Origin of the sequence: Yersinia entomophaga (assembly GCF_001656035.1) — a bacterium.
GTDB lineage: Bacteria > Pseudomonadota > Gammaproteobacteria > Enterobacterales > Enterobacteriaceae > Yersinia > Yersinia entomophaga.
The window spans coordinates 1,557,562-1,573,673 of record NZ_CP010029.1; the positions used below are offsets into that span (position 1 = coordinate 1,557,562).

A 16,112-nucleotide genomic window follows, 5' to 3' on the forward strand; every position below is an offset into this window, starting at 1 on the left:
TTACCGATCGCCGCCTGGTTGGTTAAGACTAGGTTGTTTAGAAGCTGGCTCTGCATGGGATACCGGCGCGGAGTTAACCGAATTCGCCACTACCACATCAGTTTGATCCGCCGCCGCAGCGGGCGCTTTATCTTCCGAATGGCTTTCTACGTGGTGCTTTTCGAGATTAACTGGCGCTTCCGGCGCTTTCACCGGCGCAGAAGCAACTGTCGCTGACTCCGCAGGAGTCACGCCATCATGAATAGCTTCCGGATCGGTCACTAGCGGGTTATGAATGGTATGCTGCTCCAGCGCCGAATCCGGCCGGTAGGAACGCTTCAGCGATTCCGCCGCATCCTTTAACTCATCCATGGAAGCCTTTAGCTCAGGAGTCAGATTTTGCAGGCCCGCCTGTTCGGCTTTTTTCAGGCTATCCTGAAGTTCCTGCAATTTGAGTTCCTGAGACAGCTCATTTTGGACCGTAGCAGCAAGCGAACGCAATGCGCGGATCCAGCCAGCCACGGTTCTTACTGCTACCGGCAGACGTTCAGGGCCAAGTACAACCAGGCCAATGACCATTACCAGCAGCAGTTCACTAAACCCGATGTCAAACACGGTTTATACCTGCTCTTTGTTCTGACTCTTAGACTCTTCAGCTTTTACTTCTGGCTGCTTATCGGTAATAGTCTTCGTTGTAAAATCAGCGTCGTTACTGGTCTTTTCAACGTTTGTCGGAGTCTGGGTATCGTCACCAATCGCTTTTTTAAAGCCTTTGATGGAAGCACCCAAGTCAGAACCTAAAGTCCGCAGCTTGTTAGTACCAAACAGCAGAACAACAATTACGGCAATGATTAACAGTTGCCAAATACTGATACCACCCATTTCAATCACCTCTATTAACAGGGGTTATTCCAAAGATAACCGCATTATACGGCATAGTTTGTCTCTGGATACTGATCTAACTTACTACGTCTTACCTAATCTTTATACGGCAGACATTATTTGTAACGACGAGCTTTTCGAAACTGACCGCTACGAACTTGTTCGTCTCCAGCCGATAACCCACGCCAATGCTCCCGCCACCAGTAACCCGATAGAAATCTCGGTTGCACCAGACAGCTGGAAAATCGTTCCACTCACTAATAGTGTAGCGCCAACGCCGAACAAATACCGTGATTGCCCCTGACGTTGTTGCTGCCCTTGCATCTGCGTTGTGAGCTTATCTACGCTTTGCTGCAATAGTTTATGCTGCTGAAGGCTGTCGTAAACCAGTTCAGGCAACTCAGGGAATTTCTCTGCCCAGAAAGGTGCTTTTTCCTTCAATGCTCGAATAACCGCCGGAATCCCAACCTGATCTCGCAGCCAGCTTTCAAGGAAAGGTTTGGCCGTGGTCCACAGATCTAACTGCGGATAAAGCTGACGGCCTAACCCCTCAACATAGAGCAATGTTTTTTGCAGTAAAACCAACTGTGGCTGCACTTCCATATTGAAGCGGCGAGCAGTATTAAACAGATTGAGTAATACGTGCCCAAACGAGATTTCAGCCAACGGTTTTTCAAAAATGGGTTCGCAAACGGTGCGAATGGCAAATTCAAAGTCTTCGACGTTGGTATCGCGAGGAACCCAACCTGAATCAACGTGTAATTCAGCAACTCTGCGATAATCCCTATTGAAGAAAGCAATGAAATTCTCGGCCAGATAGCGCTTGTCCGCTTTATTCAATGAACCAACAATACCGCAGTCAATACCGATATAACGTGGGTTCTCAGGGTGTTCATAGCTGACAAAAATATTCCCCGGATGCATATCCGCATGGAAAAAACTGTCGCGAAACACTTGAGTGAAGAAGACCTGCACGCCGCGTTCAGCCAGTAATTTCATATTGGTGCCCTGACTTTCAAGAGCCGCAATATCAGAAACGGGAATACCATAGATACGTTCCATCACTAGCACGCTTTCCCGACAATAATCGGAGAAAATCTCTGGAACGTACAGCATCGGGCTATCTTCGAAATTACGGCGCAGCTGGATAGCATTGGCCGCTTCACGTAACAGATTCAGCTCATCCAACAGCGTTTTTTCGTACTCGCGCACCACTTCTCTCGGGCGCAGACGGCGGCCATCAGGCAACAATTTAGGTACCCAACCGGCAAGTCGATACATCAAACGGACATCAGCTTTGATAATCGGCCGTATATCTGGGCGGATCACCTTCAGCACCACTTCCTGACCATTCTCTTTTAAACGAGCCGTATGTACCTGAGCAATAGAGGCCGATGCCAGAGCTTCCTGTTCAAAATCATCAAACCAGGTTTCCAGCGGCCCGCCCATCGCCAACTCAATGTGCTTACGCGCCAGCGCGCCATCAAATGGGGCCACGCGATCCTGTAACAAGGCCAACTGATCGGCAATAACCGGAGGAAACAGATCGCGGCGGGTCGACATCATCTGGCCAAACTTAATCCAGACGGGGCCTAGTTCCTGCAACGCTAAACGCAGACGCTCGCCCAGAGGCTTATCTTTGTGACGATTAGGAATCCAGAAGAACAGATAGCGGCCAATGCGTAATGGCAGCGTTAAACGAATCTTCGGGATTAACTCATCCAGTCCGTAACTCAAAAATACCCGAATAATCAAATACAGGCGCCGAAGTTCTCCTGGCGTCATCGTTTTGCCTCCATCTTGGCCAACCGGGCATCAAAAGCATCCACATCACGCTTAATTGCATCAACTTCTTCGTTAAACCAGACAATCTCCAACGGAGCCGGTGCCAATTTCCACTCTTCAGTTAATACTTCAGCCAGATAAGCCTGCTGCTGCTGAAAACGGCTGACTAAAAACTTACCGCCTTTACGCAATGTCTGCCCTATTGTTTCTGCTGCGATATCACCAATATAGGGCGCTAGCCATTCGGCAGGTTCCCACTCAGCGAGATCTAATAAAGCCACCAATTGTTGAACGACCTGAATGTCACCATCGACGATCAGCTCACCGCTGCGCATTAAAGGTGACAGCTGCTGGCGATCCCGAAGCTTCGATAACACTGCAATTCCGGTTTTTACCGTACAGTCCGCATTGCCTTCCCACGCGCTCACAACGTCAACCTGGGCATCGCTGAACACCAGAACCAGAGGTTGGTTCAGCTCATGCAGCTCAACACGTAATACTTTGGAAGACAAACGAGAGCGAGCCGCTTTCATACCGCGATCGCGGAATAGCAGACTATTGAGTGCAGTTTCCAGAGCCGCCGTTATCAGCGGCGTTAATAAAATCGGCTTCAGCAACATTGGTTTTAACAACATTGGTTTTAACAACATTGGTTTTAACAACATTGGTTTCAACAACATGGGCACATCCATATCAGAACTTAAACCCACGGTGTAATGCGACAATACCGCCGGTCAAGTTTGTATAGGTTACATTTTCAAAGCCGGCATCAACCATCATATCTTTTAGCGTTTCCTGATCCGGATGCATCCGAATGGATTCGGTAAGGTAGCGATAGCTGTCAGCATCATTAACAACCATTCCACCAATTTTTGGCAGAATGTGGAATGAATAGGCATCGTAGACTTTAGTCAGCGGCTCCAGCAGCGGTTTGGAGAACTCCAGAACCAACAGGCGACCACCCGGCTTAAGAACACGGAACATGGATCGCAGCGCTTTTTCTTTTTCGGTGACATTTCTCAAACCGAATGAAATCGTGATGCAATCAAAATAGTTATCAGGGAAAGGTAAAGCTTCAGCATTTGCCTGCACGTAGCTAACGTTGCCAAGAATTCCGCTATCGCGCAGTTTTTCTCGCCCCATTCGCAGCATGGATTCATTGATATCGGCCAGAACGACCAGGCCTTGCTCACCTACCAGTCGAGAGAATTTGGCCGTCAGATCGCCCGTACCACCAGCGAGATCCAGTACTCGCTGACCACGGCGAACGCCGCTACAATCAATGGTAAAACGCTTCCAGATACGATGAATACCGAATGACATCAGATCATTCATCAAATCGTATTTCGCCGCTACGGAATGAAAAACTTCTGCCACCATGCCTTCTTTTTCTTCTTTGGCTATGGTGCGAAAACCGAAATGAGTGGTTTCCTTATCCTGATCTACCATTTTCTCTGCCTGCTTTTCAGTCAATCTTTCGGAGGAGTGTACCAGAACCGAGGTGAAAGCCCCACTTCGCCCAGCGTTAGCCGGTTAGCCTGTCCGCTGATTTTCAGCGCGAACATAGCGAGTGAGACACTGCTAATTCTGATATTTCAGTGAAGTCGAATCATCTTGTAACGACGATTCAGCCTCATCGTTTGAGAGGGCTAAATCCCCCTCTGGATCGTGCTCTGCAATGGCGCGTGCAGCCAATGACGGGCTAATAGGTTTTTTCACTTCAACACCTAAGGCACGAAAACTTTCAACTTGCCCTATCAGGTTACCACGGCCTTGAGCCAGTTTGTTCATTGCCTGACGATAACTTATATGTGCCTTATCGAGGCTTTGGCCTATGGATTCCATGTCATCCACAAACAAACGCAGCTTATCGTAGAGCTTGCCAGCTCGTTCGGCGATATGTTGGGCATTCTGACTCTGGTGCTCGTAACGCCATAAATTCGTAATAGTTCGTAACGCGACCAGTAACGTTGTCGGGCTTACCAGCATGATGTTGTGCTGTAGCGCTTCGGTGATCAACTCCGGCTGCCTATCTATGGCAACCAAAAAAGCAGGCTCTACCGGGATAAACATCAGTACGTAGTCGAGCGTACGTAAACCCGGCAACTGCTGATAATCTTTACGACCCAACTGTTTGATATGGTTACGCAATGATGAAATATGCTCGTTCAAAGCCTGAGTTCGCTCGGTGTCATTATCGCTATTGAAATAGCGCTCATAAGCCACCAGCGACATTTTGGCATCAATCACCACGTCCTTACCCTGCGGTAAACGAACAATCACATCCGGCTGCATCCGGCTATTGCCTTCAAGATTGACGCTAACCTGAGTTTGGTATTCGTAACCGTCCCGAAGTCCCGAGGCTTCCAACACTCTGCCAAGCACAACCTCACCCCAGTTCCCCTGAGTTTTATTATCACCTTTGAGCGCTTTGGTCAGATTGAGGGCTTCCCGTGCCATCTGGGCATTAAGTTGCTGTAGGCTCCGGATTTCGTGAGTCAGCGTATGACGCTCACGGGCTTCCTGACCGAAACTATCCTGAACCTGACGACGGAAACCGTCCAATTGCTCGCGCAAAGGCAGGAGCAACTTATCCAGACTCTGCTTATTCTGTTCATCAGCCCTACGGCCAGTTTGTTCAAAGATGCGATTTGCCAGATTCTCGAACTGAGTGGTCAGGCGTTGTTCACTATTCATCAATAATCGCTGCTTTTCTTCAGCAGCCAGGCGCGTTTCCTCCAGACGAATGGTGACTTCACGCAGTTCGGCCTCCTGCGCACTGTTCACTTCTCTCTGGGCGCGCAGTTCCTGATTAAGTTGCTCACATTCATTACGCCAATGATTAAGCTGCTGTAGCTTCTCACTGCCAGCAGCCAGCTGGCTATGCAGGCTGCGTAATTCCAACGCATTCTCCTGCAATTGTTGCTCTTTACGCCGTTGGGTCTCCTCCTGCTGGACTAAGTCCTGTTGCGACTGTTGCAATGATTGTTCCAACAGCCGTAGTTCAGTTTCTCGCTGTGTATTACGCTGCTGGAAACGCAAACTGGCAATTAACCAGCCCAGCAGGCCCCCCATAACACAGCCACTCAAGCCCCAAAATATACTGGTATCCACGCTGCCTCCGCCTCATTAACCCTCTGCCCGTCAAGGTAAGGGGATACTGTATGGATGTCCAGAGGGTTTTCGCCTTACATCCAAGGATGCGAAACAGTACGCAAAACTATAACTCCATGCAAAATTCGGTATTCTCGCCACCGGTAAATCGGCTAAAACAAAGTGGAACCGAATACAACCTGTAGGGAGGTCAACCCATCCAATGAGTAAGCCATTTAATTCCGAAAGCACCGGGCGCGAGGATGCCAAAGGCCCAAATCAACGCCGAAGTAATATTGGCAAACTGGAAATAACGTTGAGGCATGGCGCATATGCCAGCAACCAAAGGAACGATGGCGCGCAGCGGGCCGAAGAAGCGCCCGATAAAGGCACCAAATACGCCCCAGCGCTCAAAAAACGCGTGACCACGTACCAGTAATTGAGGATTTCGCGAAAGTGGCCACATGGTTGCCACGCGATCCTGATAATGGAAACCAATCCAATAGGAGAGCCAGTCACCGAAGAAAGCACCGGCCGCAGCCGCAGCCCAGATCGGCCAGAAGGGAATTCCGCTTTCACCGATGAGCGCCCCTAGCCCCAATAAGATAACGGTCGCAGGCAATAACAATGACAAAAAAGCCAGCGACTCACCAAAGGCAAGGAAAAAGACGATAGGTGCAGCCCAGATTTCATGTTCACGGACAAAATCCGTTATGTAGGTTATGACGTCATTGAGGGTCACATGCATCTTCCTGTTATTGATGAGATTACGAGCCAACAGCATAACCAATTCACGGCAGCTCTAACTCAACAAAAAATAAACGGCCGGTAAATGCCAGCCGTTTAAACAGGTTAACGTACAGAATTAAATATGTCAGGCATTTGCCGTGACGGAGCGCTTAGACATCTCGGCGGAACGACGAGTCCAAAGCTCACGCCATTTTCTCAAAGCGGCGATGAGGATGATTACGCCTAGCGTCATCATAATGATGGATATGATGCCGTTAAACAGGTTGTAGCCCGAAGCCGCAGAGTTAAAGTACACATGTCTGATCATCCAATAACCGGCATAATTTACGGTAACAAACAGGTAAGCCAGCGGGATAATACAGGTCAGCATATAGATACGTTTGGTAGCCAAACGCAGGATAATGGTTGCACCAATAATCAAGCCAACGGATGCCATTAACTGGTTTGATACGCCGAACAGCGCCCAAACGGAGTTGATATCACCAGAGTTCAGTAAATAGCCCCACAGCGCACAGGCGATAACGCTACAAGCCAGAGTACCCGGTAGCCAATCCGTACGTTTCAGTGGTGCCCAGATATCGCCGAGGAAATCTTGCAGCAGATAGCGTGCAACGCGGGTACCGGAGTCTACGGCGGTCAGGATAAATACGGCTTCAAACATGACAACAAACTGGAAGAAGTAGGCCGCCAGACTGCTGAACCATGGCACGCGGATAAAGATATCTGTCATACCTACGGCAAGAGTAACTGCGCCACCGGTACGACCGTAGAGATCCAGACCGATCTCCTGGCTTAGCGTTGGTAGGTTAACCACATCCATGCCCAACGCGCCCCAAGCTTCCGCAGAGGAGTTAATTGCAAAATAATCAGCGGGATGCAATGAAGTTGCAGCGATCAGCGCCATGACGCCAACCATACACTCGGCCAGCATAGCGCCAAAACCTACCGGTAAAATATCGCTCCACTTATCAATCTGTTTCGGCGTGGTGCCAGAACCGATAAATGCGTGGAAACCAGAGATTGCGCCACAGGCAATGGTAATAGAAATAAACGGCCAGACCGGGCCAGCCAGAACCGGGCCACCGCCGTGGATAAACTGAGTAACGGCAGGGAACTGAATTTCCGGGTTAATGAAAACAACGCCGATTATCAACGCGCCAAATACACCAATCTTCATAAAGCTAGACAGATAACCGCGCGGAGTTAACAGCATCCACACCGGCAAAGCGGTCGCGAAGAAGGCATACAAAGGCAGAATGATACTGACGGTATTGGCTTTCAACGTCAGCCATTCACCCAGCCAGGTTCCTTCGATATAAGGGCCCACGAAAACACAGACCATAATCGCGGCAATACCCACGTAGGAAGCGCCTCTCATGCTGCCGGTCATTCGCTCCCACAAACCTACGCAAATGGCGATAGGAATGGTCATGAATACCGCGAAAGCCCCCCAAGGGTTGCGCTCCAACGCATGCACCACAACCATAGATAAACCGGCCATAGTGATTGTGATGATGAACAACATAGCCAAACCGGTACACCAGCCGGCAATCGGCCCCAGTTCGGATTTTGCGACTTCAGAAAGAGATTTACCCTGATGTTTCATCGAGGCAAACAGCACGACGGTATCGTGGACAGCGCCACCGATGACACAGCCGATTAACAGCCACAGGAAACCCGGTAAGTAACCGTATTGCGCCGCCAGCACGGGGCCAACCAAGGGCCCCGCTGCTGCGATAGCCGCAAAGTGGCTGCCAAAGTTGACCCATTTTTTAGTAGGAACGTAATCTTTACCATCTTCGAAGGTGTGGGAAGGTGTAATTTCAGTATCATCGACCTGCAGTACTTTCCGAACAAAAAAGATACCGTATAAGCGGTAGCAGATCGTCAGAATACATACTGTGGCGATAACAAAGGTAATCGCATGTTGCATGATTATTCTCTCCAGGGAATTTATCAGGCGTTAACATACGCCTGGCCTATAAGAGAAGCGCTGAGGATCTGATTAAGCGGTCGCCAGCATGATTAAGCGGTCACAAAACGCCGCTAAGTGGCGATCGGAAAATTGAAGATATACGAAAGAAGCAAAAAGCTGACGACGGTACCGCCGCCAACAATATGATATTAATCACAAAAAATGAGTTTTATATTTAAGAGTTACTCAAGATAATACGACTGAAGTTGCTCTCTTTCAGCACGACCCAGACCGAACTCCTGCAGTAACCAGTTATCACGATTACCATAGCGGTCATTAATGCTGGTTAATGCGGTATGAAGGAATTCTTCTCTGGCTGAAAGCACGTAAGCGAACTGATTCAACGCATTATCGTGAAGCTTTTTAGCCAGTTCGCTCAACATTAATTCGCGGAACGGCGCGAGCGTCGTTTCAGTTAGCAAGTAATCCTCCAGAACCGTTGCTTCATCGGCTCCCAGCGCAAACAATACCAACCCGGAACCAACGCCAGTGCGGTCTTTTCCTACGGCACAGTGCTGCACTACGCCAGTACCTTCAGAATTACGCAATAAATGAACTAACTGTCGGTAAGCCGAGTTGTTAAAAGGCAAGCGGCGATAAAGCTCCAGCATAAATGAACGAGCATCAAACTCGGCTAGCGTTTCGTTACTGAGCTTATCCAGATTGGCGTTGACGTCGGTACTGAGAGGGTTCGCGGGGAAATGATGGTATGTGGCTCCTTGCCAAAGGATATCGGGTTTAGCCTGAACTTCATCGGCATCACGGTAATCCAGTATATGGCCAACGGCACGCTTATGCAGAAAAGTACGGTCTTTTTCACTCAACCGATCTAATGAACCGGAGCGAAACAGTAATCCTCGCTTAACTCTGCGGCCATCGGCTGCCAGGTAACCGCCAAAATCACGGAAGTTAATACCGCCATCAAGCGGAACCAGTGAGGGATGCTGTGTAAAAGGGGTAGTCATAATATCCTCTTATTATATCGTCCATTATAAGAGGTAAAACCTTACCAGATTATCAGTGGAAGGAAAGAACGGGCCACCAGAGGCAGCCCGACACGCGATTACAACAAGCGACGAGCTGCTTCAACCACGATTTTTACCGCATGACTTTCGGTTTTTTGCATAGTCTCTGCGTTAGGAATTTCTTGCTGGGTACGGTTTACGATAACACCGGCAACCATACCGGCGCGCAGGCCTTGGCTGGCGCACATAGTCAACAGCGTAGCGGATTCCATCTCATAGTTCATCACGCCCATAGCCTGCCATTCTTCCATCGAGCCACGGAAACGGCTCACTACGCGACCAGAGAAAGTATCGTAACGTTCCTGACCCGGATAGAAAGTATCGGACGAGGCGGTGACACCAATATGCGTGGTCGCGCCAATGGATTTAGCCGCTTCAACCAAGGCGGTAGTACAAGCGAAATCAGCAACCGCAGGGAACTCCATCGGTGCGAAATGCAGACTGGCACCGTCCAAACGCACTGCGCCTGTGGTTACCAGAACGTCACCGACGTTGATGTTAGGCTGAATAGCACCGGTAGTGCCGATGCGCAGGAAGGTACGTACGCCCAACTGAGCCAATTCTTCCACGGCGATAGAGGTTGACGGGCCGCCGATACCGGTTGAACAAACGATAACTGCCTTACCGTCCAATTCTGCACGCCATGAGGTAAATTCACGATGAGAAGCCAGATGTACTGGGTTATCCATTAATTTTGCAATTTTCTCAACACGTTGTGGATCACCCGGAACGATGGCCAAAGTAGCCCCTTTCAGATCGTCCTTCGTGAGGCCAAGGTGGAAAACATCGGATTTAGACATGTGAGACTCCTCTTTCATGAGAAATATTGTAGGGAGGAACAAAGAACTACTTTACTCAATATCACCGAATTATTTCGTGATAGCAGTCACTTTGATAGAAGAAATAGAATGTATAAGAACAAATAAAGTGTGACAAAAATCACAAAATAACACCGTTCAGGTTATTTTTTGTGCTTTAAAAGCCCTAAATAAGAGTAACAGCATCCAGATTCACTCAACGGCCGAAAACAGAGTGTGTGTCAGCTCACCTTTTCACCGTTCGAGCACACATTTAATCCGTTACGACATCGCCTTTCCGCCATTAATTGCAAATATTACCTATAGTTAAATCCGGAAAACTCATTCGCTAACTTCAGGGAGACCATTATGAAGACTGACCCACTCATTACTCTCAGGCAAACAGCCGGAAAGTTCACGCCGGCCGTTAATCCGTTGGCCTCCTCCGTTATTCATACCGATAAAAAAGGCATTCAGGCCGGTGATACTACAATCCCGTCGCAGGGTGATTTGCTGCCAGCTTATCTCGCTAAACCGGCACAACATAATGGCCCTTGCCCGGTGGTGATTGTAGTGCATGAAATCTTCGGCGTGCATGAACACATTCGGGATATTTGCCGCCGCTTAGCGAAACAGGGCTATTTGGCCATCGCTCCCGAGCTGTATTTCCGCCAAGGTGATGCCAGCGAATACAATGATATGAGGCCGTTAGTCAGCCAGTTGGTCAATAAGATCCCCGACCGACAAGTATTAGTGGATTTGGATCATACGGTTAACTGGGCCTCCCGCCACGGTGGGGATATCAGTAAGTTAGCGATAACCGGTTTTTGCTGGGGAGGGCGTATCGCCTGGCTTTATGCGGCGCATAATCCTCAGTTGAAAACGGCAGTAGCCTGGTATGGGAAACTTATTGGGGATAAAAGCCTTAATAGCCCGAAACATCCCGTTGATATTGCGATCAACCTTTCCGCTCCAGTACTGGGCCTGTACGGCGGGCAGGATTCAGGAATTTCACAAGATCAGATAGAAACCATGCGTCATGCACTACGTGCCGCCAATGCCGACGCTGAAATTATTGTTTACCCGGAAGCGGGCCACGCCTTTAACGCCGATTATCGGCCTAACTACAATGCGGAAGCCGCTCAGGATGCCTGGCAGCGAATGTTGGACTGGTTTGCTCGCCACGGCGTCAATGCCCATAAACCGGTCGATGATGCCTCTTAAACGTTTCAATCCATATCTTTCACCAACATTCCCACTTCGGCATAAACCTCCCCCAGCAGCAAGATAGGGGGAGGTTTTTATCTATCAGTCGCACAAAATTCTGCACGCATCAATTTGATACTTCTATTCTCCAATAGCGGTTTCACCGTCAGTACCTATCAGCTATAAAAAAGGGCGCTAACAAAGTTGAGAAGCGGAGACATGTGCCGAATGGGTCGGAACAGCGTGAGCCGTCGGCCCCCCTCTCGGTGCAGTCGCCCCACCAGCTTCGGGGTAACTGCATAGGCTTGCCATCAACAGCAAGGCCGCCACTGCGCCTTTGATTCAGTGATAAATAATCAGGCTTGCTCTTCACGCAGCCGCTGGGCCGCCAAGACCATGTTGGCCAGTGACTGACGGGTTTCTGGCCAACCACGAGTTTTCAGGCCACAATCCGGGTTAACCCACAGGCGTTCAGCCGGGATTCGCTGGGCCGCTTTACGTAGCAAGGCTTCAATCCATTCCACGCTAGGCACGTTCGGCGAGTGAATATCATAAACGCCGGGTCCAATCTCATTTGGATAGTCAAAGTCTTCAAATGACTCAAGCAGTTCCATATCTGAGCGGGAGGTTTCGATGGTAATCACATCCGCATCCAACGCAGCGATAGAATCCATGATGTCGTTGAACTCGCAGTAACACATATGGGTATGGATTTGAGTATCATCCTGCGCCACGGCGGCATTCAGCTTGAATGCATCCACTGCCCAGTCCAGATAGGCCTGCCATTCAGCCCGACGCAGGGGTAAACCTTCACGCAGCGCGGGTTCATCAATCTGGATAATACCGATACCGGCTTTTTCCAAATCTTCCACTTCATCACGCAGCGCCAACGCAATTTGCTTGGCGATGGTTTCACGGCTCACATCCTCCCGCGGGAATGACCAGCATAGGATAGTGACCGGCCCGGTTAACATGCCTTTCACCGGCTTGTCAGTCAGGGATTGCGCATATTGGGCCCATTCAACGGTAATCGCTTCTGGGCGGCTGATATCACCGATAATGACCGGCGGTTTTACACAGCGGGAACCGTAGCTCTGTACCCAACCGTTTTGCGTAAAGACGAAGCCATCCAAATGTTCACCAAAGTATTCAACCATGTCGTTGCGTTCAGCTTCACCGTGAACCAACACATCCAGCCCCAGCCGCTCCTGCTCGGCAATCGCCTGTTTGATATGCTCGCTGATACCGGTGCGATAATTTTTGCCATCCAGGCGACCTTGTTTGAAGTCCAGACGCAAGCCACGAATTTCAGTGGTTTGCGGGAAAGACCCTATGGTGGTGGTCGGCCAGGCCGGTAAATTAAAGCGTTTACGCTGCGCTTCGGCACGCTGTGGGTACGGGTTTTGGCGCTCGCTGTCTTTCGGCGTTATAGCCGCCAGACGTTGTTCCACGTGTGGATTATGAACCCGACGAGAGGACTGACGAGCGCGAATTGGAGCGCTGTAATTCGCTAATTTTACTAGTTTTTCTTCGTCTGGCGCATTCAGCGCTTTGGTTAACAGAGACAATTCTGCACATTTTTGCAGCGCAAAAGCAAACCAGTTTTTCACTTCTGCATCCAAACGGGTTTCTTCACTGAGATCGATTGGGCTATGTAATAACGAACAAGAAGTCCCCAGCCATAGTTGACGACTGCCGACCAACGGCTGCAAACGTTCGAACCATGTGCTCAGATCGGCACGCCACACATTACGACCATTAATCACACCGAGCGACAGCAGCCAATCTTTGGGTAGTTTCTCATTCAGCGTAGCGATATCGTCTTTACCAGCCACTACGTCTACATGCAGCCCCTGAACCGGCAGAGCGCGAATAGTATCCAGATTGTGGCCGATGCTATCGAAATAGGTGGTTAGTAATAGTTTAACCTGCCCTTGTAGCGACTGGTAAGCCGGTTGGTAAGCATCCCGCCATTCTTTAGGCAGCTCCAGTACCAGCGCCGGCTCGTCGATTTGTACCCACTCGATGCCACGTTTAGCCAGCTCGGCCAAAACTTGCTGATACACCGGTAAGATATCTTTCAGTAAGGTTAAACGGTCAAATTGCTCACCTTTGACTTTACCCAGCCACAGATAGGTTATCGGGCCAAGCAGTACCGGCTTGATTTTGTGTCCGAGCGCCAGCGCTTCGTCGACTTCATCCAGCAATTGCGTCCAACCAAGCTTGAATTCCTGCCCTTGCTGGAACTCGGGCACCATGTAGTGGTAGTTGGTATTGAACCATTTGGTCATTTCTGCCGCCGCTGCCGGTTTACCGGTTGGCGCACGACCACGACCAATGCGGAATAATGTATCCAGATCGATACTCCCATCAGCATTCTGGTGGCGTGCCGGAACGTTACCCAGCAACAAACTCGTGGTTAACACATGGTCGTACCAGGCGAAATCGCCCACCGGAACCAGATCCACGCCGGCTTGCTGCTGTTGCTGCCAATGACGAGCCCGCAATTCGCGCCCCACATTGAGCAATTCTTCCTGCGTGATGTTGCCTGCCCAGTAACTTTCTTGTGCTTTTTTTAGTTCACGTTTCAGACCAACGCGTGGAAAACCCAGTGTGTGATTTAAAATTGCCATCGTCATACTCTCCATTTAGCCATCCAGATGTTTACACATCCATAATCAGCAGGTACTGTATTAACCACAAGCGCAATTTTTTCACTGTCACTGTGAAGGACTCTCATGATCGAACTGAAACACTTACGCACACTGCAAGCCCTGCGTAATACCGGATCGCTGGCTGCGGCAGCTACACAACTTCATCAAACCCAATCTGCCCTGTCACATCAGTTCAGTGATTTGGAGCAGCGTCTGGGGTTCCGTTTGTTTGTACGTAAAAGCCAGCCTCTGCGTTTCACTACTCAGGGAGAAATTCTCTTGCAGTTGGCCGAGCAAGTCTTGCCGCAAATCAAACAGGCACTGCAAACCTGCAAAGAACCCCATCAAACGGCCCTGCGGATCGCTATTGAATGCCATAGTTGTATTCAGTGGCTAACTCCAGCTTTGGACAATTTTCACCAGAACTGGCCGCAGGTCGCGATGGATTTCAAATCAGGGGTCACTTTTGATCCGCAGCCCGCGCTACAACAAGGTGAACTTGATCTGGTACTGACGTCTGACATTCTGCCCCGCAGCGGTTTGCATTACTCGCCAATGTTTGATTTTGAAGTCCGTCTGGTGCTGTCGCCGGATCATCCGCTGGCAGCGAAAGCACGCATTGAACCAGAAGATTTAACCGATGAAACTCTGATGATTTATCCGGTTCAGCGCCAACGCCTGGATATTTGGCGTCATTTCCTACAGCCAGCAGGCGTTAGCCCCGCGCTAAAAAATGTCGATAACACCTTGTTATTGATCCAAATGGTGTCCGCACGTATGGGTATTGCCGCTTTGCCGCATTGGGTGGTGGAGAGTTTTGAACGTCAGGGTTTAGTCGTAACGAAAACACTGGGGGAAGGTCTATGGAGCCGACTGTACGCCGCTGTCCGTGACGGAGAGCAGCGCCAGCCGGTAACGGAAGCATTTATTCGTTCGGCGCGTCAGCACGCTTGCGCTCATCTACCTTTTGTAAAGAATGCGGAGCGACCCAACGCCGGTGTACCCACAGAGAGGCCATTATCACCGTCCCACCAATAATAAAGCTCGGCCAATGCGGTTTTTCCTGCCAGATAGCCAGGTTGACCAATAGGCCAGCAGGAACATGGACATTATTCATAATGCCGAGGGTGCCCGCATCAACCTGCGTGGCACCGTAGTTCCACATAAAATAACCCAGTGCGGAAGCTCCAACGCCCAGCCAAATCAAAACGCCCCACTGCAACTCGGTGGTTGGGAGTTTATTTGCGTTACCAAAGGCGAACCAAGCGACGACTGCGACCAACAAGGCTCCCAGATAAAACCAGGAAAAAGCGGTGTGCTGCGGAATCGGATGCACTTCCATCAGGCGTTTGTAGCCAACCTGTCCAATAGCAAAACAAACATTCGCCGCCTGAACTAAAGCCAATCCCAGCCAGAAATGCTCGCTCAGATGGTCATAACGAATGATAGCCGCGCCCACTACCGCTAATAAAGCACTGAGTGCATAACCCCAGCGTAGCCGCTGACCGCGGAGAAGATCATAAATCAGAGTGACATACAGCGGCGTCATCACGGTAAACAGCAGGAACTCCGGCACGCTGAGATACAAATAAGCACGGAAGCTGAACAGGTACATAATACCTAACTGAATAGCGCCAACGGCCATATACAGCGCAATCACTCTGCCCTGAATATTCTTCCAGCGAATAAACGGCAGGAAAACCACGGCGGCTAAACCAACGCGCATCAGCACGGAGAACCAGCTATCGACCTGACCCGCCAGATATTCGCCGATTAAGCTGAAAGAAAATGCCCACAAGATAGTGGTAATAACCAATAACAACACGATAGGTTAAGCTCATCGAAGAAATAAAAACCAATTGTATCGGAAGCGAGAGCTGAATTTTGCACCAACATGGTTGACGTATGCATAATTATTGTTCGATTGATTGTCTTTCGCAGATTCTGGCAACCAGAAATAAGGAAT

The 16,112-nt window shown here is 49.7% G+C and carries 14 protein-coding genes; 2 read left to right on the forward strand and 12 right to left on the reverse strand.

What is annotated here, in order from left to right:
- The 10 genes from tatB to udp form a co-directional block, all read right to left on the reverse strand.
- On the reverse strand, window positions 1-594 hold the full coding sequence (gene tatB, locus PL78_RS07085) for a Sec-independent protein translocase protein TatB (RefSeq protein WP_064514291.1): 594 nt from the start codon (window positions 592-594) through the stop codon (window positions 1-3).
- 3 nt (window positions 595-597) lie between these two features.
- The gene (gene tatA / locus PL78_RS07090; protein WP_049601001.1) at window positions 598-861 is read right to left on the reverse strand and encodes a Sec-independent protein translocase subunit TatA; all 264 of its coding nucleotides are present in this window, start codon (window positions 859-861) and stop codon (window positions 598-600) included.
- A gap of 150 nt (window positions 862-1,011) precedes the next feature.
- Window positions 1,012-2,646 carry a ubiquinone biosynthesis regulatory protein kinase UbiB gene (gene ubiB / locus PL78_RS07095; protein ID WP_064514293.1) on the reverse strand — a complete coding sequence of 545 codons (1,635 nt, stop codon included), beginning with the start codon at window positions 2,644-2,646 and terminating at the stop codon, window positions 1,012-1,014.
- A complete protein-coding gene (gene ubiJ, locus PL78_RS07100; protein WP_064518314.1) occupies window positions 2,643-3,296 on the reverse strand; it encodes a ubiquinone biosynthesis protein UbiJ in 654 nt (217 codons plus the stop codon). The genes ubiB and ubiJ overlap by 4 nt, the downstream gene beginning before the upstream one ends.
- Window positions 3,297-3,339: 43 nt before the next feature.
- The gene (gene ubiE / locus PL78_RS07105) at window positions 3,340-4,095 is read right to left on the reverse strand and encodes a bifunctional demethylmenaquinone methyltransferase/2-methoxy-6-polyprenyl-1,4-benzoquinol methylase UbiE (RefSeq protein ID WP_064514294.1); all 756 of its coding nucleotides are present in this window, start codon (window positions 4,093-4,095) and stop codon (window positions 3,340-3,342) included.
- Between the two features lie 132 nt (window positions 4,096-4,227).
- The gene (rmuC, locus tag PL78_RS07110) at window positions 4,228-5,760 is read right to left on the reverse strand and encodes a DNA recombination protein RmuC (RefSeq protein ID WP_064514296.1); all 1,533 of its coding nucleotides are present in this window, start codon (window positions 5,758-5,760) and stop codon (window positions 4,228-4,230) included.
- A 190-nt stretch (window positions 5,761-5,950) separates the two neighbouring features.
- Entirely contained in the window at window positions 5,951-6,481 is a 531-nt protein-coding gene (locus tag PL78_RS07115) for a DedA family protein (protein WP_064514298.1), read from the reverse strand.
- A gap of 132 nt (window positions 6,482-6,613) precedes the next feature.
- A complete protein-coding gene (locus PL78_RS07120; protein WP_064514300.1) occupies window positions 6,614-8,422 on the reverse strand; it encodes a carbon starvation CstA family protein in 1,809 nt (602 codons plus the stop codon).
- 224 nt (window positions 8,423-8,646) lie between these two features.
- The gene (locus PL78_RS07125; protein ID WP_064514302.1) at window positions 8,647-9,429 is read right to left on the reverse strand and encodes a tyrosine-protein phosphatase; all 783 of its coding nucleotides are present in this window, start codon (window positions 9,427-9,429) and stop codon (window positions 8,647-8,649) included.
- A 98-nt stretch (window positions 9,430-9,527) separates the two neighbouring features.
- Window positions 9,528-10,289, reverse strand: coding sequence for a uridine phosphorylase (gene udp / locus PL78_RS07130; protein ID WP_049600980.1), 762 nt, complete (start codon window positions 10,287-10,289; stop codon window positions 9,528-9,530).
- A gap of 366 nt (window positions 10,290-10,655) precedes the next feature.
- On the opposite strand from udp, the gene PL78_RS07135 reads away from it, so the two are divergent.
- Entirely contained in the window at window positions 10,656-11,510 is an 855-nt protein-coding gene (locus tag PL78_RS07135; RefSeq protein WP_064514304.1) for a dienelactone hydrolase family protein, read from the forward strand.
- 338 nt (window positions 11,511-11,848) lie between these two features.
- Here PL78_RS07135 and metE read toward each other — a convergent pair whose 3' ends face one another.
- Window positions 11,849-14,125, reverse strand: coding sequence for a 5-methyltetrahydropteroyltriglutamate--homocysteine S-methyltransferase (gene metE, locus PL78_RS07140; RefSeq protein WP_120806492.1), 2,277 nt, complete (start codon window positions 14,123-14,125; stop codon window positions 11,849-11,851).
- A gap of 105 nt (window positions 14,126-14,230) precedes the next feature.
- On the opposite strand from metE, the gene metR reads away from it, so the two are divergent.
- Window positions 14,231-15,184, forward strand: a complete 954-nt coding sequence (gene metR / locus PL78_RS19540) for an HTH-type transcriptional regulator MetR (protein ID WP_071889777.1) — start codon at window positions 14,231-14,233, stop codon at window positions 15,182-15,184.
- Here the strand turns inward: metR and PL78_RS07155 are convergent.
- Window positions 15,072-15,971, reverse strand: a complete 900-nt coding sequence (locus PL78_RS07155) for a carboxylate/amino acid/amine transporter (RefSeq protein ID WP_064514310.1) — start codon at window positions 15,969-15,971, stop codon at window positions 15,072-15,074. The two genes, metR and PL78_RS07155, sit on opposite strands and share 113 nt — an antisense overlap.
- Between the last annotated feature and the right edge of the window lie 141 nt (window positions 15,972-16,112).